Source organism: Hydrogenophaga pseudoflava, from assembly GCF_004353865.1.
GTDB classification, from domain to species: domain Bacteria; phylum Pseudomonadota; class Gammaproteobacteria; order Burkholderiales; family Burkholderiaceae_C; genus Hydrogenophaga; species Hydrogenophaga pseudoflava.
This window is the reverse complement of the sequence record NZ_CP037867.1, coordinates 2981893-3000710: the sequence shown is the minus strand read 5'-3', so window position 1 is coordinate 3000710 and position 18818 is coordinate 2981893. Positions and strand designations below refer to the sequence as shown.

The 18818-nt window shown below is 67.7% G+C and carries 17 protein-coding genes and 1 other RNA gene; 15 read left to right on the top strand and 3 right to left on the bottom strand.

Annotated elements, in window-relative coordinates:
- Positions 1 to 60: 60 nt before the first annotated feature.
- The 5 genes from HPF_RS14370 to HPF_RS14350 all read left to right on the top strand — a co-directional run bounded on the left by HPF_RS14370 (position 61) and on the right by HPF_RS14350 (position 5317).
- Positions 61 to 1050, top strand: a complete 990-nt coding sequence (locus tag HPF_RS14370; protein ID WP_133156971.1) for a tripartite tricarboxylate transporter substrate binding protein — start codon at positions 61 to 63, stop codon at positions 1048 to 1050.
- Between the two features lie 122 nt (positions 1051 to 1172).
- A complete protein-coding gene (locus tag HPF_RS14365) occupies positions 1173 to 2510 on the top strand; it encodes a glycosyltransferase (RefSeq protein ID WP_133156970.1) in 1338 nt (445 codons plus the stop codon).
- A 49-nt stretch (positions 2511 to 2559) separates the two neighbouring features.
- Positions 2560 to 3330 carry a hypothetical protein gene (locus tag HPF_RS14360; protein WP_133156969.1) on the top strand — a complete coding sequence of 257 codons (771 nt, stop codon included), beginning with the start codon at positions 2560 to 2562 and terminating at the stop codon, positions 3328 to 3330.
- An 11-nt stretch (positions 3331 to 3341) separates the two neighbouring features.
- Positions 3342 to 4184 (top strand): Gfo/Idh/MocA family protein, encoded by an 843-nt coding sequence (locus HPF_RS14355; protein WP_133156968.1) that lies wholly within the window; start codon positions 3342 to 3344, stop codon positions 4182 to 4184.
- Positions 4181 to 5317, top strand: a complete 1137-nt coding sequence (locus HPF_RS14350) for a DegT/DnrJ/EryC1/StrS family aminotransferase (RefSeq protein ID WP_133156967.1) — start codon at positions 4181 to 4183, stop codon at positions 5315 to 5317. The genes HPF_RS14355 and HPF_RS14350 overlap by 4 nt, the downstream gene beginning before the upstream one ends.
- On the opposite strand, the gene ffs is transcribed toward HPF_RS14350, so the two are convergent.
- An RNA gene (gene ffs, locus HPF_RS14345) (signal recognition particle sRNA small type) lies at positions 5303 to 5399 on the bottom strand. The genes HPF_RS14350 and ffs overlap by 15 nt on opposite strands.
- Before the next feature lie 65 nt (positions 5400 to 5464).
- On the opposite strand from ffs, the gene dnaX reads away from it, so the two are divergent.
- The 5 genes from dnaX (at position 5465) to HPF_RS14320 (ending at position 10003) form a co-directional block, all read left to right on the top strand.
- The gene (gene dnaX, locus HPF_RS14340; RefSeq protein WP_133156966.1) at positions 5465 to 7363 is read left to right on the top strand and encodes a DNA polymerase III subunit gamma/tau; all 1899 of its coding nucleotides are present in this window, start codon (positions 5465 to 5467) and stop codon (positions 7361 to 7363) included.
- 46 nt (positions 7364 to 7409) lie between these two features.
- Complete coding sequence (locus HPF_RS14335; RefSeq protein WP_066151282.1) at positions 7410 to 7742, top strand: YbaB/EbfC family nucleoid-associated protein; 333 nt, start codon at positions 7410 to 7412, stop codon at positions 7740 to 7742.
- Between the two features lie 14 nt (positions 7743 to 7756).
- Positions 7757 to 8362, top strand: coding sequence for a recombination mediator RecR (gene recR, locus HPF_RS14330; protein WP_127806117.1), 606 nt, complete (start codon positions 7757 to 7759; stop codon positions 8360 to 8362).
- A gap of 36 nt (positions 8363 to 8398) precedes the next feature.
- The gene (locus HPF_RS14325; RefSeq protein ID WP_127806116.1) at positions 8399 to 8803 is read left to right on the top strand and encodes an MAPEG family protein; all 405 of its coding nucleotides are present in this window, start codon (positions 8399 to 8401) and stop codon (positions 8801 to 8803) included.
- Between the two features lie 135 nt (positions 8804 to 8938).
- The gene (locus HPF_RS14320; protein ID WP_079365742.1) at positions 8939 to 10003 is read left to right on the top strand and encodes an ABC transporter substrate-binding protein; all 1065 of its coding nucleotides are present in this window, start codon (positions 8939 to 8941) and stop codon (positions 10001 to 10003) included.
- Positions 10004 to 10022: 19 nt separating this feature from the next.
- On the opposite strand, the gene HPF_RS14315 is transcribed toward HPF_RS14320, so the two are convergent.
- Complete coding sequence (locus HPF_RS14315; RefSeq protein WP_066151273.1) at positions 10023 to 11609, bottom strand: transglycosylase SLT domain-containing protein; 1587 nt, start codon at positions 11607 to 11609, stop codon at positions 10023 to 10025.
- A 57-nt stretch (positions 11610 to 11666) separates the two neighbouring features.
- Entirely contained in the window at positions 11667 to 12440 is a 774-nt protein-coding gene (gene gloB, locus HPF_RS14310; RefSeq protein WP_133156964.1) for a hydroxyacylglutathione hydrolase, read from the bottom strand.
- Positions 12441 to 12524: 84 nt separating this feature from the next.
- On the opposite strand from gloB, the gene HPF_RS14305 reads away from it, so the two are divergent.
- The 5 genes from HPF_RS14305 (at position 12525) to HPF_RS14285 (ending at position 18818) form a co-directional block, all read left to right on the top strand.
- A complete protein-coding gene (locus HPF_RS14305; RefSeq protein WP_066151269.1) occupies positions 12525 to 13364 on the top strand; it encodes a class I SAM-dependent methyltransferase in 840 nt (279 codons plus the stop codon).
- A 24-nt stretch (positions 13365 to 13388) separates the two neighbouring features.
- Positions 13389 to 13823: a ribonuclease HI gene (gene rnhA, locus HPF_RS14300; protein WP_079365746.1), complete on the top strand. Its 435-nt coding sequence runs from the start codon at positions 13389 to 13391 to the stop codon at positions 13821 to 13823.
- 163 nt (positions 13824 to 13986) lie between these two features.
- Positions 13987 to 15234, top strand: coding sequence for an efflux RND transporter periplasmic adaptor subunit (locus HPF_RS14295; RefSeq protein WP_133156963.1), 1248 nt, complete (start codon positions 13987 to 13989; stop codon positions 15232 to 15234).
- Positions 15235 to 15264: 30 nt separating this feature from the next.
- Positions 15265 to 18360, top strand: coding sequence for an efflux RND transporter permease subunit (locus HPF_RS14290; protein ID WP_133156962.1), 3096 nt, complete (start codon positions 15265 to 15267; stop codon positions 18358 to 18360).
- On the top strand, positions 18357 to 18818 hold the full coding sequence (locus HPF_RS14285) for a methyltransferase family protein (protein WP_079365748.1): 462 nt from the start codon (positions 18357 to 18359) through the stop codon (positions 18816 to 18818). The genes HPF_RS14290 and HPF_RS14285 overlap by 4 nt, the downstream gene beginning before the upstream one ends.

The following is an 18818-nucleotide window of genomic DNA, read 5'->3' as shown; positions in this document are numbered from 1 at the left end:
CGTCAAGACGCCGACCTAAAGTGTCCGGCTTGTCATTCAGAACCTGAGTTCCCAACGACCATGAGCACACCCCACCCGAACCGCCGCCGCTTCTGCCAGCAGATCGCTGCTGGCCTGGCACTGGCACCCGCACTGTCATCCGCCGCCACGTTTCCCGAACGCCCGATGCGCATCGTCGTGCCGTTCGCGCCGGGCGCCGGCACCGACGCCATGGGCCGTCTGGTGGCTGCGAAGCTGAGCGAGCTGTTCAAGGTGAACGTGGTGGTCGAGAACCGCACCGGCGCCTCCGGGGCCATCGGCGCGCAGGAGGTGGCCAAGTCCGCGCCCGATGGTCACACGCTGCTGCTGGCCGCCGCGCCGTTCACCACGGTGGCCGCCGCGCTGCCCACGGCGGGCTACGACCCGGTGGGCGGTTTCGTGCCAGTCGGCATGATCGCGCACGGCCCGCTGGTCTGGGTGGCCAACAAGGACCTGCCCGCGAGCACGCTGCCCGAACTGATCGCTCTCGCGAAAAAGCAACCGGGCGCGCTCAACTACGGCTCGGCTGGCGTGGGCGGCATCAACCACCTGGTGCTCGAATCGCTGGAAGCGCGCGCCGGCATCTACATCACCCACATCCCTTACCGTGGCATCGCGCCGGCCACGCTGGACACGATTTCCGGCCAGCTGCAGCTGCTGACGGGCACCATCCCCGCGCTCGCGCCCCACATCCGCGACGGCAAGCTCAAGGCACTGGCGGTCACTAGCCCGGAGCGCAGCCCCGCGCTGCCGAACGTACCGGGTATGAAGGAAGCCGGCATGGCCGACTTCAACGTGCTGAACTACTTCGCACTGGTCGCGCCGCGGGGCACGCCGGATGCGGTGGTGCAGCAGATCAACGCCGCGCTGGCCCAGGTGGTGCAAATGCCGGATGTGAAGGAGCGTCTCGCCAAGGACGCACTGGAACCCGCGGTGGGCAGCCCCGCCCAGCTGGGCCAGTTCCTGCAGCGCGATCTGGACGGCTGGAAGGCCGTGGTGAAGAAGCAGGGGCTGAAGATCGACGCGTTCTGATCAGCCGCCGCCGGACATGAGCAAGGGCCGCCAATGCGGCCCTTTGTCTTGAAGGCCTCCGGTCAGGAGCATGCCCTATCATCCAGCCGGATGACAGGCCCCAAGACCCGAAGAGGACCTCTGTGAAGATTCTGCTGGCCGTCTGCAGCATGGCCCACCGCTCTGGCGCCGAGCTCTTTGTACACGACGTGGCCACCGTTTTGCACCGGCGTGGTCACTCGGTGGTGGTCTATGCACCCGTCATGGGCGACATGGTGGACGGGCTGCGCCAGCGCTGCATTGCCTGCGTGGTTGAGCTGAGCAAGGTGGCCGAGGCGCCCGACATCATCATCGGCAACACGCGCGACGACACGGTGGCCTGCCTGGCCCACTTCCTGGACGTGCCGGCCATCTCCATCTGCCACGACCGCACGGCTTCCCACGGCCGGCCGCCGTTGTTCTCCCGGGTGCGGCAGCATGTGGCGGTGGACGCCAATTGCGCCGAGCGCCTGTCGCTGGAGAGCGGCATTCCGGCCGCGGGGATTGCCATCGTGTCCAACGGGGTGGATCTGCAGCGGTTTCGACCGCGGCCTGCCTTGCCCGGGCGGCCCCGCAGGGCGGCCATCTTCAGCAACTACGCCACCGAGAGTCCGGACACGCGCGCCATCCGTTCGGCGTGCGAGTCGCTGGGACTGACGCTGGAGGTGATCGGGCAGGGCGTCGGCCGCCAGGCGACGGCGCCTGAGGACTTGCTGGGAGCGTTCGATCTGGTGTTTGCCAAAGCGCGCTGTGCCATGGAGGCCATGGCGGTCGGTTGCGCAGTCGTCCTGCTGAACGAAGGCATGGGTTTGGCGGGACTGGTCACGGCCGACAAGGTGCAGGAATGGCATCGCTGGAATTTCGGTCGCCGCCTGATGCAGGCGCCCATTGACAGCGATGCGATCCGGCGCGAAGTGCTCCGCTACGACGCAGCCGACGCGGCGCTTGTTAGTGACTACGTGCGAACCCATGTGTCGCTGGAGGCCAGCGCCGACGCCCTGGAAGCGCTGGCGCGCCAGGTGATTGAGGCCGAGCCCGGGCGCGCGGTGATCGACCCGCGGGATGAACTGCGCGAGTTCGCCCGGCATGTGGCCGATAACCTGGTGCCCTTCGGCACGCCGCAGGTTGCGGTGCAGGTCGGCCTGTTGCTCGCGCGCATCCAGGACCTTGAGTCGCGTCTGATCGGCACCGCAACCAGCCTGGCGAACACCCAGGAAGACCTTCTGGCGTCCGGGGCCAGGGCAATGGAGCTCGAACAACAGGCACAGGCCCTGAGCGGGTTGAGCGATCGCGCAGCCTGGCTGGAACGGCAGGTGCAGGAGTTGCAGGACGCCAGGACGCAGGCCGATGCATTCGAACGCGAGGTGCAGGCCTTGAGGAGCAGCCATTCGTGGCGCCTGACCGCGCCCATGCGCTGGCTGGTTTCGCGCTTCAAGCACTGATCTTGGGCACGCCGCACTCTCCACACGACCACCCGATGCAATGACCGCCATGAAGCCCCTTCTCCTCGTTGCCCACCCTGGACATGAGCTGCGTGTTTTCCAATGGGTCCAGCAGGCCCGCCCTCAGGTCGTGGTGCTGACCAGCGGGGACGGCTCCATTGGTCAGCCCCGGCTGGAGGACAGCCGGCGCATGCTGAACCACTGGGGGCTGGACGTGCGCAGCGAGTGGCTGGCGCCTGTGTCCGATTCGGTGGTGTACCAGGCGCTGCTGGGGACGAGGGTTTCTCCATTCGGGGAATGGCTCGACGGGCTCACACGGGCGGCACTGGAGGCCGGCATCGACACGGTGGTGGCGGACGAAGCAGAGGGCTACAACCCGTCGCACGACCTTTGCCGGGTGCTGGCCAACCGCCTGGTGTCGCGCTTGCGCGCGGCGGGCCGCGAGGTGCGCAACCTGGAGATCCCTTTGGTGGGGCATCCCTGTGACCCTGCGCGTGAAGACCAGATCGAGATCGAGGTGCGACTGACGGAGGCCGAGCTCCGTCAGAAGTTGGAGCAGGTGCTGGACTACGCCCGGCGCTGCAGCCCGGTGCTGCTGGCCGAGGTGCAGACCATGTTCGACACTTTCGGCACGCAGGCCTTCGCCCGCGAGTGCCTCTACCCCGCGGCGCGCACGCCATATGAAGAAGGGTTGTTGCCAGGTGAGATGCCCCACTTCGAGCGGGTGGGCGAAGAGCGGCAGGCTGCGGGCATCTACAAGGATGTGATCCGCGCACGGCATCTGCTGCGCATGGTGACTGCTGCGGGCCTCCCGGGCTAATCAAGACGACGATGGGAACTCGCACCCGCATCGCCGTTCTGGGGTTTGGTCGCTTTGGCCGGGTGCACGCCCTGCGCTTGCAGGCCCACCCGGCCTACGAAGTGGTGTGTGTGGTCGACCCCGACCCGCAGGCGCGGACCGCTGCGCAGGCGCAGGGCTTCGATGCCATTGCGTCCCTTGATGCCTTGCCGAAGGCGGTGCAGGCCGCTGCGGTGGTCACACCCGCGGAAACCCACGCGGATCTGGCGGTGGCGCTGATGCACCGGGGCATCGACGTGCTGGTCGAGAAGCCGATGGCCGAAAGCGAGCAGGCCATTGACGCCATGCTGGACGCTGTCCGCGTGACGGGGCGCAAGCTCTTCATCGGCCACATCGAGCGCTTCAACCCGGCGCTGATCGACCTGCCGTGGGGTCAGGTTCCTGGTCACCTGGTGTTCCGGCGCCAGTCCCGCCTGCCCGGCACCGCCCGTTCGGTGGTGCTGGACCTGATGGTGCACGACCTCGATCTGGCGCCCCACCTCCTGCGCTGCGGACCCGATGAATTCCTTCACATTCTCGATGTGCAGTCTCTGGAGGACAGCATGCAGGTCGTGGCGCGGATGGGCGACACGCGTGTGGACTTTCATGTCCGCCACGGCGCGGACATCTCTCTTGCCAGCGTGTGTTGGGGCGACCAAGGAGCCTGGAATGAGCTGCTTCTGTCCAGCCGGTCCGATCTGGGGCAGTCCGATGCCCTGACCAGACAGTACACCGCCTTTCATCACGAGTTGCGCGGCCTGCCTTCGCTGCTGGCAGATGCACAGGACGGCGCCATCGCTGCCCGTCGGGCTCTCGCCATCGTGGCGAAGCTATGAAGGTGCCTTTTTTTCGCAGCCCCTGGCAGGAGCCAGAAGCCGCAGATCGCGCGATGGCGGTCTGGTCCCAGGTGCTGCGCAGCGGCTGCTACATCCAGGGGCCTGCTGTGTCGCGCTTTGAAGGAGCGCTGGCCCTGCGACTGGGCGCTCGGCAGGTGGTGGGGCTGAACTCCGGCACCGATGCCCTGGTGCTTGCGCTGCGCTTGCTCGACCTCGACCCTGGCGACGAGGTCGTGTTGCCCAGCTACACCTTTTTCGCCTGTTTCGAGGCTGTGGTGCGGGCTGGCGCCGTTCCGGTCTTGTGCGACTGCGCTCCCGACGATTTCCTTGCCGGTGCCGAGGAAGTGGCCGAGCGGCTGACGCCGCGCACACGGGCCGTTCTCGCTGTGCCGCTGTTCGGCGATGCCAGCGCACTGCCCGGGGTTTCGCAGCTGTGCCGGGACCGGGGGCTGCCGCTGGTCGAAGACGCTGCACAGGCGCTGGGCGCACGCGCCTGGACTCCGGACCGTGGCTGGGTCGCTGCCGCAGCCTGGGGAGACCTGAGCACCCTGAGCTTCTATCCCACCAAGACCTTGGGGGCAAGCGGTGACGCTGGCGCCCTGAGCAGTCCGCATGCGCGGCTGGTGGAGCGCGCACAGGCGCTGCGCAATCATGGCTTGAACAGCGCAGTTCATATCGATGTGGGCTACAACAGCCGCATGGACGCGTTGCAGGCGGAACTGCTCCTGATGGGGCTGGATCAGCTGGATCGTTGGCTGACCAGACGCCAGGAGATTGCGCGGCGCTACCTGAGCGGCTTGTCCGGGCTGCCGGGCATCACCCTGCCACACGACCGCGAGGGCCACGCCTGGAACTACTTTGTCCTGCGGTGTGAGCGCCGTGACGGTCTGCGGGAGAGCCTCGCCGCGGCGGGCGTCGAAACCAAGATCTACTACGAACGCCCCATTCACGCACAGCCGGCCTGGCTGGCCCGGTATGGGGAGCGGACGCTGCCTCATGCCAGCGCGCTTGCCAGCCGGGCCCTGGCGTTGCCCATTTTTCCGGGCATGCAGGATGAGGAGGTCGCAAGGGTGGTGGCCGCTGTGCGGCGGGCTGTTGCCGTACAGCAGAAAGAAGAAGGTGACGAGCCTTGACCCCGGCACTGGCTCCACAGTTAGGGCTGCTTGGTTCCCCACCTGACCCGGTTGGCCGCTTTACCATGCGGGAAGGCCCGTCAACTGCAATTGTAGGCGATGCCTGTGTCCTTTGCGGCGTGGGGTGACCTTTAGAATCAGCCGCCTATGTCCTATGTCGTCCTGGCCCGCAAATACCGTCCGCGCCGCTTCACCGAAATGGTGGGGCAGCAGCATGTGGTCCAAGCCCTCTCGAATGCCCTGACGACCCAGCGCCTGCACCACGCCTACCTGTTCACCGGCACGCGTGGCGTGGGCAAGACCACGGTCTCGCGCATTCTGGCCAAGTCGCTCAACTGCCTGGGTGCTGACGGGCAGGGCGGTATCACCGCCGAGCCCTGCGGCGTGTGCCAGGCCTGCACCGACATCGACGCCGGGCGTTTCGTCGACTACACCGAGCTGGACGCGGCCTCCAACCGCGGCGTGGACGAGGTGCAGTCGCTGCTGGAGCAGGCGGTCTACAAGCCGGTGCAGGGGCGCTTCAAGGTCTTCATGATCGACGAGGTGCACATGCTCACCGGGCACGCGTTCAACGCGATGCTCAAGACACTGGAAGAGCCGCCCGAATACCTCAAGTTCGTGCTGGCCACGACCGACCCGCAGAAGGTGCCGGTCACGGTGCTCTCGCGCTGCCTGCAGTTCAACCTGCGGCCGATGGCGCCGGAGACGGTGCTGGAACACCTGGGCCAGGTGCTGGCGGCCGAGAACGTACCGGCCGAGCCGCAGGCCTTGCGCCTGCTCTCGCGCGCGGCGCGCGGTTCGATGCGCGATGCGCTGTCGCTCACCGACCAGGCCATCGCCTTCGGTGGCGGCCAGTTGCAGGAGGCCACGGTGCGCCAGATGCTGGGCGCGGTGGACCGTTCGCACGTGCTGCGGCTGATCGATGGCCTGGCGCGCGGTGATGGCGCGGCGGTGGTGGACACCGTCGATGCGCTGCGCGTCAACGGGCTGAACGCCGCTTCCACGCTGGAAGAAATGACCAGCCTGCTGCAGCGCATGGCCGTGCTGCAGGCCGTGCCCGAGCGGGCGGCGCTGGAGGCCTCGGACGACCCCGACCAGCCCGAGATCGTGCGGCTGGCGCAGGCCCTGCCGGCCGACGAGACGCAGCTGCTCTACAGCCTGTGCCTGCACGGTCGTGCCGAGCTGGGACTGGCGCCCGACGAGTACGCCGCGCTGACCATGGTGCTGCTGCGGCTGCTGGCCTTCAAGCCGGCCGGCGCCCCCAGCGCCTCGCCGGAAAAAAAAACACTGAAATCCGGGCCTGAGCCTGTCGCTGCACCCGCACCGATGCACAAGCCGCAGGCGGCGGTGGCCCCTGCGCCAGGTCCGGCGCCTCAGGTGCGGCCTCCACCGGCCTCCGCACCGGCTGTTGCAATGCCAGCGCCCCAGCCCGCGGCAGCGCCCATGGCGCGCGCGGCTCCCGAAGAACCCACGGACGTCGACGGACCGCCCTGGGTCGACGAACCCGGTGAAGAGTCGATGCCCGAGCCGCCGGAAGAGGGCGTGCAGACCAGCCGGCGCGTGGTGGAAATTCCGGTGCGCGAGGCCAGCCTGTCCCCGCGGGTGGAGCAGATGCGCGACCCCTCGGAGCCGGTGCGACTGCCGGAGCCGGTGATCACGCCCGAGGGCGACTTCTGGTTCGCCCTGGTGCAGCAGATGGTCAAGGCCGAGGTGGTCTCGGCACTGGTGCGTGAGCTGGCGCTGCAGTCGCAGCTGGTGGCGCGCGACGCCGACCAATGGCTGCTGCGCGTGGAGCGCGAGTCGCTCAACCAGCCCAGCACGCGCGAACGTCTGTCGACGGCCCTGCAGTCGCAGGGTCATGCGGTGCGGCTGGCGGTGGAGATCGGCCCGGTGAGCGACTCGGCGTCCCTGCGCCTGGCGGCCGAGGCCAACCGGCGCCAGCGCGAGGCCGAGCGCATCATTCACGACGACCCTCTGGTGCAGGCCATGATGCGCGACTTTGGCGGCAGAATCGTGCCCGGATCGTTGCGGGCCACCGAGGCCTGAACGCACAGCTTTTATTCATTCCAAGAACCCCAACCCAAGGAACACCATGTTCAACAAAGGACAACTCGCCGGCCTGATGAAGCAGGCCCAGGCCATGCAGGAAAACCTCAAGAAGGCCCAGGACGAACTGGGCAACATCGAGGTCACGGGTGAGTCCGGTGCCGGTCTGGTCAAGGTGCTCATGACCTGCAAGCACGACGTGCGCCGCGTGACCATCGACCCTTCGCTGCTGGCCGACGACAAGGACATGCTCGAAGACCTGGTGGCCGCCGCCTTCAACGCCGCAGTGCGCAAGGCCGAAGAGACCTCGCAGGAGAAGATGGGCAAGCTCACCGCCGGCATGCCGGGGCTGCCCGGCGGCATGAAGTTCCCGTTCTGACCACGCACCCTCGCGTGGCCGATACCCACTCGCTGGAACTGCTGGTGCAGGCGCTGCGCTGCCTGCCCGGCGTGGGGGTGAAATCCGCCCAGCGCATGGCCTTCCATCTGCTGCAGCACGACCGCGAAGGCGCGCTGCGTCTGTCGCAGGCCCTGCAGCACGCCTGCAGCTCGGTGAAGCACTGCACGATGTGCCACACCTTCACCGAGAACGACATCTGCCCGACCTGCGAGGACCCGCGGCGCGACCGCGGCCTGCTCTGTGTGGTAGAGACGCCGGCCGACCAGGCGGCGATGGAGCGCACCGGTGCCTACAAGGGCCTGTACTTTGTTCTGATGGGCAAGCTCAGCCCGCTGGACGGCGTGGGTCCGCGCGAGATCGGCCTGCAGAAGCTGTTCGAACGCATCGACGCGACCGAACAGGGCGAGCGGGTGGTGCGCGAGGTGATTCTGGCGACCAACTTCACCGCCGAAGGTGAGACCACGGCCCATGTCATTGCGCAAGGGCTGAAGACCCGCGGCGTCAACGTCACGCGTCTGGCGCGCGGGGTGCCGGTGGGCAGCGAGCTCGAATACGTCGATCTGGGCACCATCGCCCACGCCCTGGTGGACCGGCGCTGAAGCGCCCGGCCACTGTTTTTGTTTCAAGGTGTTTTCATGACCTATGCCGGACTGACCGTGGCCTACTGGACCGTGCTGGTCGTGGCCCTGCTGCCGCTCGGCTGCGCCTGGCTGGCCAAGTCGGGGGCGGTGTCCAAACCCCGCCGGGAAGGCGGCTACGACAACCACCTGCCGCGCGAATGGCTGGCGCGGCAGTCGGGCTGGCGCGCGCGGGCCAATGCGGCGCAGGCCAACTGTTTCGAGGCCATGCCGTTCTATATCGGCGCGGTGATCATTGCGCACCAGCACTCGGTCTTCCAGACGCGGCTGGATCTGCTGTGCTTTGTGTACGTGGTGCTTCGGCTGATGTACATCCTGTTCTACGTGGCCGACATGGCCACGCTGCGCAGCGCCGTTTGGGCGCTGGCGTTCGCAGCCAACATCGCGCTGCTCTTCATCTGATTGCGACGCCGGCGGCCGTTACATCGGCTTGCATTTGGCGTCGGTGGAAACCCGCTCGGGACTCGTCCCGATGCGCAGCGGGCGTCCGTGACCTACGCTCGGTTCCATCGAATCAGGGAACCGAAGGACGCGTGCATGTGGAATCGCCGTGAGTGGTTGCGGTCTTGGGCCTCGGCTTTGCCGATGGTGGCCGGGCTGCCTGCGGCGATGGCGCAGGGCAGCGCGAAGTTGCAGTCGCAGCCTTCGCGCGCGCCGTTCGGGCGTGTGGTGCTGGCGGTCGAGAACCGCGCGGCCTTCTGCTACCTGCCGCTGACGATTGCCGACCGCATGGGGTACTTCGCGGCCGAGGGGCTGGATGTCCAGGTGCGCGACCTCATGGAGCCTGGAACAGCCTTGCAGGCCCTGCTGTCCGGGTCGGCGCAGGTGCTCTCCGGTCCCTACAGCACCAGCGTCGCCTTGCGTGCGCGCGGCAAGTCCTATCCTTCGATCGTGCTGCAGGGGCGTGCGCCCCAACTGGTGCTCGGTGTGTCGCACAAGACACTCGCGGGCTTCCGAAACATCGAAGACCTGCGTGGGCGCAAGGTGCTGGTGCCGTCTCTGGGCAGTGGAGCGCACCGCATGGTGCTCATGTTGATGGCGGCCGGCCGTCTGGGCGCGGAAACCGTGGATTTCGTGCCCGTCGCCAGCCCGACGGCGGCGCTGGCGAATTTCCGGAACGGCCTGGTCGATGCGATCTGTTACACCGACCCGGTCATCACCCAGCTGGAGCAGGACAGTGCGCTGCGCCTGGTGGCGGACACACGCACTGTGCGCGGCAACGCCGATGTGTTCGGTGGACCGATGCCCGCAGGTTGTCTGAGCGTGGCAGCCGACTACCTGGGCACGCACCGCGACGAGTGCCAGGCGCTGGTCCATGGCCTGGTCCATGCGCTCAAGTGGCTGCAGACGGCGGGCCTGTCCGACATCAACAAGGTGGTGCCGGAGTCGTACTTCCAGGGTGACCGGGCGCTGTATCTGGCGGCGTTCAGCCGTGCTCGCGAAGCATGGTCGCCCGACGGGCTGATGCCCGATGCCGGGCCCGCGACCATGGCGCGGGTGATGTCCCGGTTCGACACCGCGTCACCGTTGCGCCAGGTGGACCTTTCGCAGACTTTCACGAACGACATGGCGCTCAAGGCCAAGGCTCGGTTCAAGGCCTGAGGCGCCGCGCCGGGGATGTTCAGCGTTTGGTGGTCTTGCGGCTGGAGCGCTCCTCCGACGCGACCCGGACGCTCTTCTGTTTGCCCTTGGTCACCTTGGCGGAACGAGCAGGCTTTTTCGCGCTGGCCTGCTTGCTGCGGGTGGCCTTGCCGGCCTTCGCCGAGCGGGCAGGGGCACGCTCGGCCACGCGGACGGATTTGGGCAGCATCAGCGTGAGGCGCTGGCCCGACTTGAGCTTCGCGTTCACGGACAGGCCGTTCCAGCCCGCCACGCTGACGGTGCTCACCCGGTAGCGCTGGGCCACACGGGCCAGCGTGTCGCCCTTGCGGGCGCGAACAACCGTGCGCCGGAGCACCACCTCGGGCGCCAGGCTGAGCTGGGCGTTGTCGGCCACGAACTCGCTCACGTCCCGATCCCGCGCGCCGTTGCGGTGGACCAGCAGGCTGGAACCGGCCCGGACCTTCATGCGCGGCGGGATGTTGTTCACGCTGCGCAACTCGGACTCGCTCATGCCCACGCGCTTGGCCACATCAGACACGCTCATGGTGGACGGCGCCACCCAGGCGGTCCAGCTGGCCAGCGGACCGTTGTAGGTCTTGAGCTTTTCCTCGAACACCTTGGCGTTGTCCCAGGGCAGCAGGATGTTCGGAGTGCCCGCGGCCATCACCAGCGGTTGCTTGATGGACGGGTTGAGCGTGCGGAAGTCGCGCTCGCTGATGCCCGCGAGACTCGCGATGAGCGAGACGTCCATGTCGCGCTCGATCGTGAGCGTGTCGAAGAAGGGGTGGTTGCCGATGGATGGCAGCACGGTGCCGAACACTTCGGGGCGCGCGACGATGTTCTCGACCGCCTGCAGCTTGGGCACGTACATGCGCGTTTCCAGCGGCATGTTCAGGTCGGTGTAGCCGGTGGGGCGGCCCTCCCGCTGGTTGCGGGTGATGGCCCGGTTGACGTTGCCCTGGCCCCAGTTGTAGGCGGCCAGCGCCAGGTGCCAGTCGCCGAACCGGGCGTGCAGCTGTTCAAGGTAGTCGAGCGCCGCACGGGTCGAGGCCAGCACATCGCGGCGGTCGTCGCGGAACACGTTCTGCTTGAGGTCGAAGGACTGGCCGGTGGCGGGCATGAACTGCCACATGCCCGCGGCCCGGGCGCTGGACACCGCCTGGGGGTTGAACGCGCTCTCGATGAACGGCAGCAGCGCCAGCTCCATGGGCAGGTTGCGCCGCTCGATCTCCTCGACGATGTGGAACAGGTAGCGGCTCGAGCGCTCGGTCATGCGCTGGATGTAGTCGGGCCGCGAGGCGTACCACTGTTCGCGGTCGCGCACCAGCTCGCCGTCGAGGTCCTGCATCGCGAGACCGCGGCGGATGCGTTCCCAGATGTCCGCAGGCGCCGCCAGCATGGTGACGGGCGGTGGCGTGGCGGACGCGATGGAAATCTCGCTCAGCGGGGCATGGGGCGTCTGAACCCGCGGAAGCTGGGGAGCGGCGGCCTGGGACGGGGCGGTGGCGCCGGGAGACGGCGTCTGCGGCGGCTCGTGCGGTGGCAGCGGGGTGTTTGCACAGGCGGCCAGCAGCGCCGCGAATCCGAGGCTGCTCAGCACTTTCAAGGAACGTGCCGAACAACAGCGCGCGCGGACGGGCAACGAAGAGAGAAAGGTCATGGACTACTGAAACACGTTTTTCCAGGCACGCAGCGTGGTGAACACACCCAGCGCGTCGGAAGGGGTCTCTGGGGCATGGCGGCGGGCAGCTTCTGAGAGGGCCGGCGCACGCACGCGAAGGAAGGGGTTGATCTGCTTTTCCAGTCCGATGGAGCTGGGCAGCGTGGGAAGGTTCCGCTCGCGCAGCGACTGACAGTGTTGTTCGTGCGCCTGCAGATCGGCATTGTCCGGATCCACCGCCCGCGCAAACCGCAGATTGGACAGCGTGTACTCGTGGGTGCAGCACACCCGGGTGTCGTCCGGCAGGACCGCCAGGCGGTCGAGCGAGGCCAGCATCTGCTGAGGTGTGCCTTCGAACAGGCGGCCACAGCCGGCAGAAAACAGCGTGTCACCGCAGAACAGCAGGGGCGCGCCGTCCACATCGGCGCAGTGGTAGGCGATGTGGCCTGCCGTGTGGCCCGGCACGTCCATCACCTCGAAGCGCAGGCCCAGCAGGTCGATGGTGTCGCCTTCGCTCACACGCTCAAGGGGCTCGGGAACGACCTCGCGTGCGGGGCCGATCACCCGTGCGCCGGTGGCCTGCCTCAGTGCGTCCACACCCCCCGTGTGATCGCCGTGATGATGGGTGACCAGGATGGCGTCGAGCGTGATGCCCTGCGAACCCAGCCATCTCAGCACACCCTCCGATTCCCCCGGGTCCACCACGAGCGCACGCCGGCCATCATGAAGCACCCAGATGTAGTTGTCATTGAAGGCGGGAAGCGGGATCAGGGTCATGGGGCTCGCACCTTGGGCAGGGCGTGTAGAGTACCGGGCGGGACCGGGTTGCGGCCCGAAGAGACCGTCGCTTGAACACCCAGAATGAATGACCGAATTATAAGTTTGACCGACTGGTTCCAGACCCCTCCGGGGCGCTACTTGCTCCAGTGGGAACAGGGTCAGTTCGACCGTTCGGTGGTGAACTTGTTCGGCTACAACGCGCTGCAGCTGGGGCTGCCGGAACTGCATGCGCTGGCGGCCAACCGGATGCCTCACCGGTGGCTGGCCCTGCCCGAAGAAATGCTCAGCGCCGAGGAAATTCCGACTGGACCGGACCGCGACACGGTGCCCGCAGCCGGAGTCGCAGGGGCATCCTCCTCAGCGATCCCGCGCGTGGCGCTGGTGACCAACGCAGCGGCGCTTCCGTTTCCCGAAGCGAGTCTGGATCTGGTGGTGCTGCCCCACACGCTGGAGCTGAGCGCCGACCCGCACCATGTGCTGCGCGAGGTGGAGCGTGTGCTGGTGCCCGAAGGACGTGTGGTGGTGGCGGGTTTCAACCCCAACAGCTTCTGGGGGCTGCGCCAGAGCCGCGCGCGCCTGATGGGCCGCTTCGGCATCTCGGCGCTGGGTCTGTCGGAGCTGTACCTCCCCGAGGCCGGCGAGTTCATCGGGCCTGGACGGCTGCGGGACTGGTTCAGCCTGCTGGGCCTCGAAGTCGAGTCGCAGCACTTTGGCTGTTACCGGCCCGCGGTCCACAGCGACAAGTGGCTGCAGCGGTACGCCTGGATGGACCGCGCCGGCCCCCGCTGGTGGCCGATCTTCGGATCGGTCTATTTTTTTGTCGCGGTCAAGCGGGTGCGTGGGGTGCGTCTGCTCGGGCCTGCCTGGCGACCGCGGCGCGCTTCGGGCACCGCGCCCGTGACCATTGCAAACCGGCGCTGAACGCGCCTTTCTGGAGCATTGAATTTGAATCACGTGGTGATGTACACCGATGGTGCCTGCAAGGGCAACCCCGGTCCGGGCGGCTGGGGGGTCTACCTGAAATCGGGCGGGCACGAAAAGGAGTTGTGGGGCGGCGAGCGCGAGACCACCAACAACCGCATGGAGCTGACCGCGGTCATTGAAGGTCTGGCGGCGCTCAAGCGCCCCTGCACGGTGGCGCTCTACCTTGACAGCGAATACGTGCGCAAGGGCATCACCGAGTGGATTCACGGCTGGAAGGCCAAGGGCTGGAAGACGGCCAGCCGGCAGCCGGTGAAGAACGCCGACCTGTGGCAGCGCCTGGATGCGCTGGTGCACCAGGGCACGCACAAGATTGAGTGGCACTGGGTCAAAGGACACGCCGGTGACCCGGGCAACGAGCGGGCCGATGCCCTGGCGAACCGGGGTGTGCCTGCCTGAGAGCCGCGTGATCCGATGAATCTCCGATGAACGGGTGACCGTTCTCGCGGGGCTTCGGGAACTTGTGCAGCGCAGCAGCGTCTGCGCTGATACATTGCGTTTCTTTCTCCGTCTCATTCGCAGCACGGACGCTGCATGAGGCCTTCGTGGACACGAAGACTACATGGCACAAAAACTCTACGTCTGGGTCGCGGTAGGCGGCATTGCGCTGGCGTCGGCCGGCGCCTGGTGGTTTCAGAACCGTCCCGCTGCAGGTGCACAGCAGGCCGCACCGGGCACTCCCGCTTCCCCCGGTGCTGCCGGTGGACGGCCCGGCCAAGGCGGTGGTGGCATGCCGGGGGTCGAGGTCACCAAGGTCCAGACCCAGCGCCTGCAGGACGATGCCCAGTCCGTCGGCACCCTGCGTTCGCGCCAGAGCGTGACCCTGCGGCCCGAGGTGGCCGGTCGCATCGTGCAGATCGCGGTGTCGGATGGTGCCCGGGTGCGCAGGGGCCAGTTGCTCGTGCAGATGGACGACACGTTGCAGAAGGCGGAACTGAGCCAGGCCCAGGCGCAGTTGTCGATTGCGCGCGCCAACCTCAAGCGCAACGAGGAGCTGGTGGCCCAGGCCTTCGTGGCCCAGCGGGTGCTCGATGAAAGCCGCGCCGCCCTCCAGGTGGCCGAGGCCCAGGTGTCGCTGGCGCAGGCTCGCTTGGCGCGTATGCGCGTCGTGGCGCCCTTCGACGGCACGGTGGGCCTGATCAACATCAACCTCGGCGAGTACGTCAAGGACGGTGCCGACCTGATCAACCTTGAAGACACCTCGCAGCTGACGGTGGACTTCCGCCTGCCCGAGCGCTACCAGAGCCTGGTGGCGGCGGGCCAGTCGGTGCAGGTTCAGCTGGATGCTCTGCCAGGCCAGAACTTTCAGGCCCGCATCCAGGCGGTCGACCCGCTGCTGGACGCCAACGGGCGCTCGGTGGCCGTGCGGGCGGTGCTGCCCTCGACCGCTGGCAAGGACCTGCGCCCGGGCATGTTCGCGCGGGTCAACACCGTGTTTTCGGTCAACGAAGCGGCCCTGGTCGTGCCCGAGGAGGCCATCGTGCCGCAGGCGGGCAAGCAGTTCGTCATCAAGCTGCGCAAGGAAGGCGAGGGCGATGGCGCCAAGCTGGTCACCCAGCGCACCGAGGTCCGCATCGGCGTGCGCCGCGCCGGCCAGGTGGAAATCACCGACGGTGTGGCGGTGGGCGACACCGTGGTGGTCGCCGGGCAGCAGCGGCTGCAGCAGGACGGGACCGCCGTCCGTGTGGTGGACATGAGCCGGCCCGAAGCCGGCCAGCCAGGCGCTGGCAAGGGCGGGCCACCGGCCGGCGCTCCCGCCGCCAAGCCGGGTGATGCGCCTGCGGGCGGCAAACCGCCCGCCGCGGGCTGAGGCCGTTCCGCACCGCACAGGAACCAGACCATGCAACTGCCCGAGATTGCCATCCGCCGCCCGGTCTTCGCGAGCGTGCTGTCCCTGTTGATCCTGCTGGTGGGCCTGGTGGCCTTCCAGGGGCTCACGGTGCGCGAGTACCCCAAGATCGACGAACCGACGGTCACCGTCAGCACCACCTTCACCGGCGCTTCGAGCGAGGTGGTCGAGTCGCAGGTCAGCAAGCCGCTGGAAGATTCGATTGCCGGCATCGAAGGGGTGGACGTGATCACCTCCATCAGCCGCCAGGAGCGCAGCCAGATCACAGTGCGCTTCAAGCTCGAACGCGACCCCGACTCGGCTGCTGCCGATGTGCGCGACAAGGTCAGCCGGGTGAGGCAGCGCCTGCCGCAGGGCATCGACGAGCCGGTGATTGCCAAGGTCGAGGCCGATGCCTTTCCGGTGATCTGGCTGGCCCTGACCTCGGACACCCACAGCGCGCTGCAGCTGTCCGATCTGGCCAACCGCATCGCCAAGCCGGTGCTGCAGACCGCGCCGGGTGCTGCCGAGGTGCGGGTGTACGGCGAGCGCAAGTACTCCATGCGCATCTGGGCCGACCCCGACCGCCTCGCGGCCTATGGGCTCACGGTGCAGGACATCGAGGATGCGCTGCGGCGTTCCAACCTCGAAGTGCCGGCCGGTCGCATCGAGAGCAGCCAGCGCGAGTTCAACGTGACCGCCGCCACCGACCTGCAGACGCCGCAGCAGTTCCGCAACGTCACCATCCGCAACGTCAACGGCCTGCCGATCCGGCTGGGCGACGTGGCGCGGGTGGTGCAGGGCCCTCAGGACGAACGCAGCTCGGTGCGCCTGAACGGCCGCGACTCGGTGTCGCTGGGCGTGATCCGCCAGGCCACGGCCAACCCGCTGGAACTCTCGGCGGGAGTGCGCCAGTTGCTGGAGAAGGTCAAGGCCGACCTGCCGCCCGGCATCAACGTCGACATCGCCAACGACAACTCGGTCTTCATTGACCGCTCGATCAAGGCGGTCTACACCACCATCGCCGAAGCGGTGGTGCTGGTGGCACTGGTGATCTTCGTGTTCCTGCGCACGCTGCGCGCCTCCATCATTCCGCTGGTGACGATCCCTGTCAGCCTGGTCGGCTCCTTCGCGCTGATGGCGCTGTTCGGTTTTTCCATCAACACCCTGACGCTGCTGGCGCTGGTACTGGCCATCGGTCTGGTGGTGGACGATGCCATCGTGGTGCTGGAGAACATCTACCGGCATATCGAGGAGGGAATGAAACCTTTCGACGCTGCCATCAGAGGGGCGCGCGAGATCGGCTTCGCGGTGGTGGCCATGACGCTGACGCTGGCGGCGGTGTACGCGCCGCTGGCCTTCACGCCCGGGCGCACCGGACGCCTGTTCGCCGAGTTTGCGCTTGCCCTGGCCGGCGCGGTGGTGGTTTCGGGCTTCGTGGCGCTGACGCTCTCGCCCATGATGAGCAGCAAGCTGCTGCGCCACAACCCCAACCCCGGCTGGTTCGACAGAGGCATGGAGCGCGTGCTGGTGGCCATCACCAACGGCTACAGCCGCATGCTGGCCGGTGCGCTGCGGGTGCGCTGGCTGGTGGTGGGCATCATGCTCGCCAGCGCGGTGGGCAGCTGGTGGCTGCTCAAGACCACCAAGCAGGAGCTGGCGCCGCTGGAGGACCGGGGCGTGATCCTGGTCAACATCAACGGCCCGGACGGCGCCACGCTGAACTACACGCGCCGTTACGCCGAAGCGGTCGAACGGATCGGACAGGACTACCCGGAGTTCGACCGCATCTTTGCCAACATCGGCAACCCGACCGTGGCCCAGGGCTCGGTGTTCCTGCGTGCCACACCCTGGGAAGAGCGGGAGCGCAGCACCCTGGAAATCGCGCGCGAGCTGCAGCCCAAGATCGGCGCGCTGCCGGGCATCAGCGCGTTCCCGATCACGCCGCCCTCGCTGGGCCAGGGCTTCCGCGAGCGGCCGATCAACTACGTCATCGTCACCAGCGACAGTTACGAAAACCTCTCGCGCACCGTGCGCCGCTTCCAGGACGAGATGGCGAAGTACCCCGGGTTCCAGCAGGTCGACACCGACCTGCGGCTGAACAAGCCGGAGATCCGCATGGACGTGGACCGCGAGCGCGCCGCCGACATGGGGGTGAGCGTGGACGCCATCGCCCGCACGGTGGAGACGCTGCTGGGTGGGCGCACCGTGACCCGCTACAAGCAGGGCGGCGAGCAGTACGACGTGGTGGTGCAGACCGACCGCACGCAGCGCAGCGCGCCCGACGACATCGACCGCCTGTTCGTGCGCGGACGGGGGGACGCCATGATTCCGCTGGCTTCGCTGGTCAAGGTCAGCGAGGTGGTGGTGCCGCGCGAGCTCAACCACTTCGGTCAACGGCGCAGCGCCTCCATCACCGCCAACCTCGGTCCCGAGCTGGCGCTGGGCGATGCGCTGCAGATCATGAACACCATCGCGGCCGAGGTGCTGCCGCCGGGCTACACCACCGACCTCAACGGCCAGAGCAGGGAGTTCCGCAGCTCGTCGGGTTCGCTGGCCATCGTGTTCGCGCTGTCGCTGCTGTTCATCTTTCTGGTGCTGGCGGCCCAGTTCGAGAGCTTCGTCGACCCGTTCATCATCCTGCTGTCGGTGCCCTTGTCCATGCTCGGCGCGCTGCTGGCGTTGCGGCTTACGGGAGGCACACTCAACGTGTTCAGCCAGATTGGTCTGATCACCCTGGTGGGGCTGATCTCCAAGCACGGCATCCTGATCGTGGAGTTCGCCAACCAGCTGCGCGAGCAGGGCCAGTCCAAGCTGGAGGCCGTGACCGCAGCCGCCGCGCTGCGCCTGCGCCCCATCATGATGACCACTGGTGCCATGGTGCTCGGAGCCCTGCCGCTGGCGCTGGCCTCCGGCGCGGGCGCCGAGAGCCGCCAACAGATTGGCTGGGTCATCGTGGGCGGAATGTCGGTGGGCACGCTGCTGACCATCTTCGTGGTGCCGACCATGTACATGCTGCTGGCGCGCACCCGGCACGGCTCGCGCGTGCTGCCGCAGGAGACCGCCCAGGTGCCGTCGCATCCCGGTGACGTGCTGGTGGCCAAATGAGCTGGCTCGAACACCGGGTGCCGCCGCCCCTGGTGGGCCTGGTCACCGCGCTGCTGATGGTCTGGGCGGCCGGCGGCCCCGAGTGGCATGTGCCCACCGGGTCGAACGGACTGTCGTTGGCGCTGCTGGTGCTGGTCGGACTGTCGTTTGATCTCGCGGGGCTGCTGGCCTTCCGCGCGTCGCGCACCACGGTCAATCCGCTGCGCCCCGAGCGTGCCTCATCCTTGGTCACGCGCGGCGTCTACCGCATCACCCGCAACCCCATGTACGTCGGCATGGTGTTCCTGTTGCTGGCCTGGGGCGTCTACCTCGCGCACTGGCCGGCGTTGCTGTTGGGGCCGATGGCCTATGTCCTGTACCTCACCCGTTTCCAGATCGCGCCCGAAGAACGGGTGCTGCTGGGCCTGTTTGGCGAGGAGTACCGCACCTACATGGCGCGTGTGAGACGCTGGCTCTGA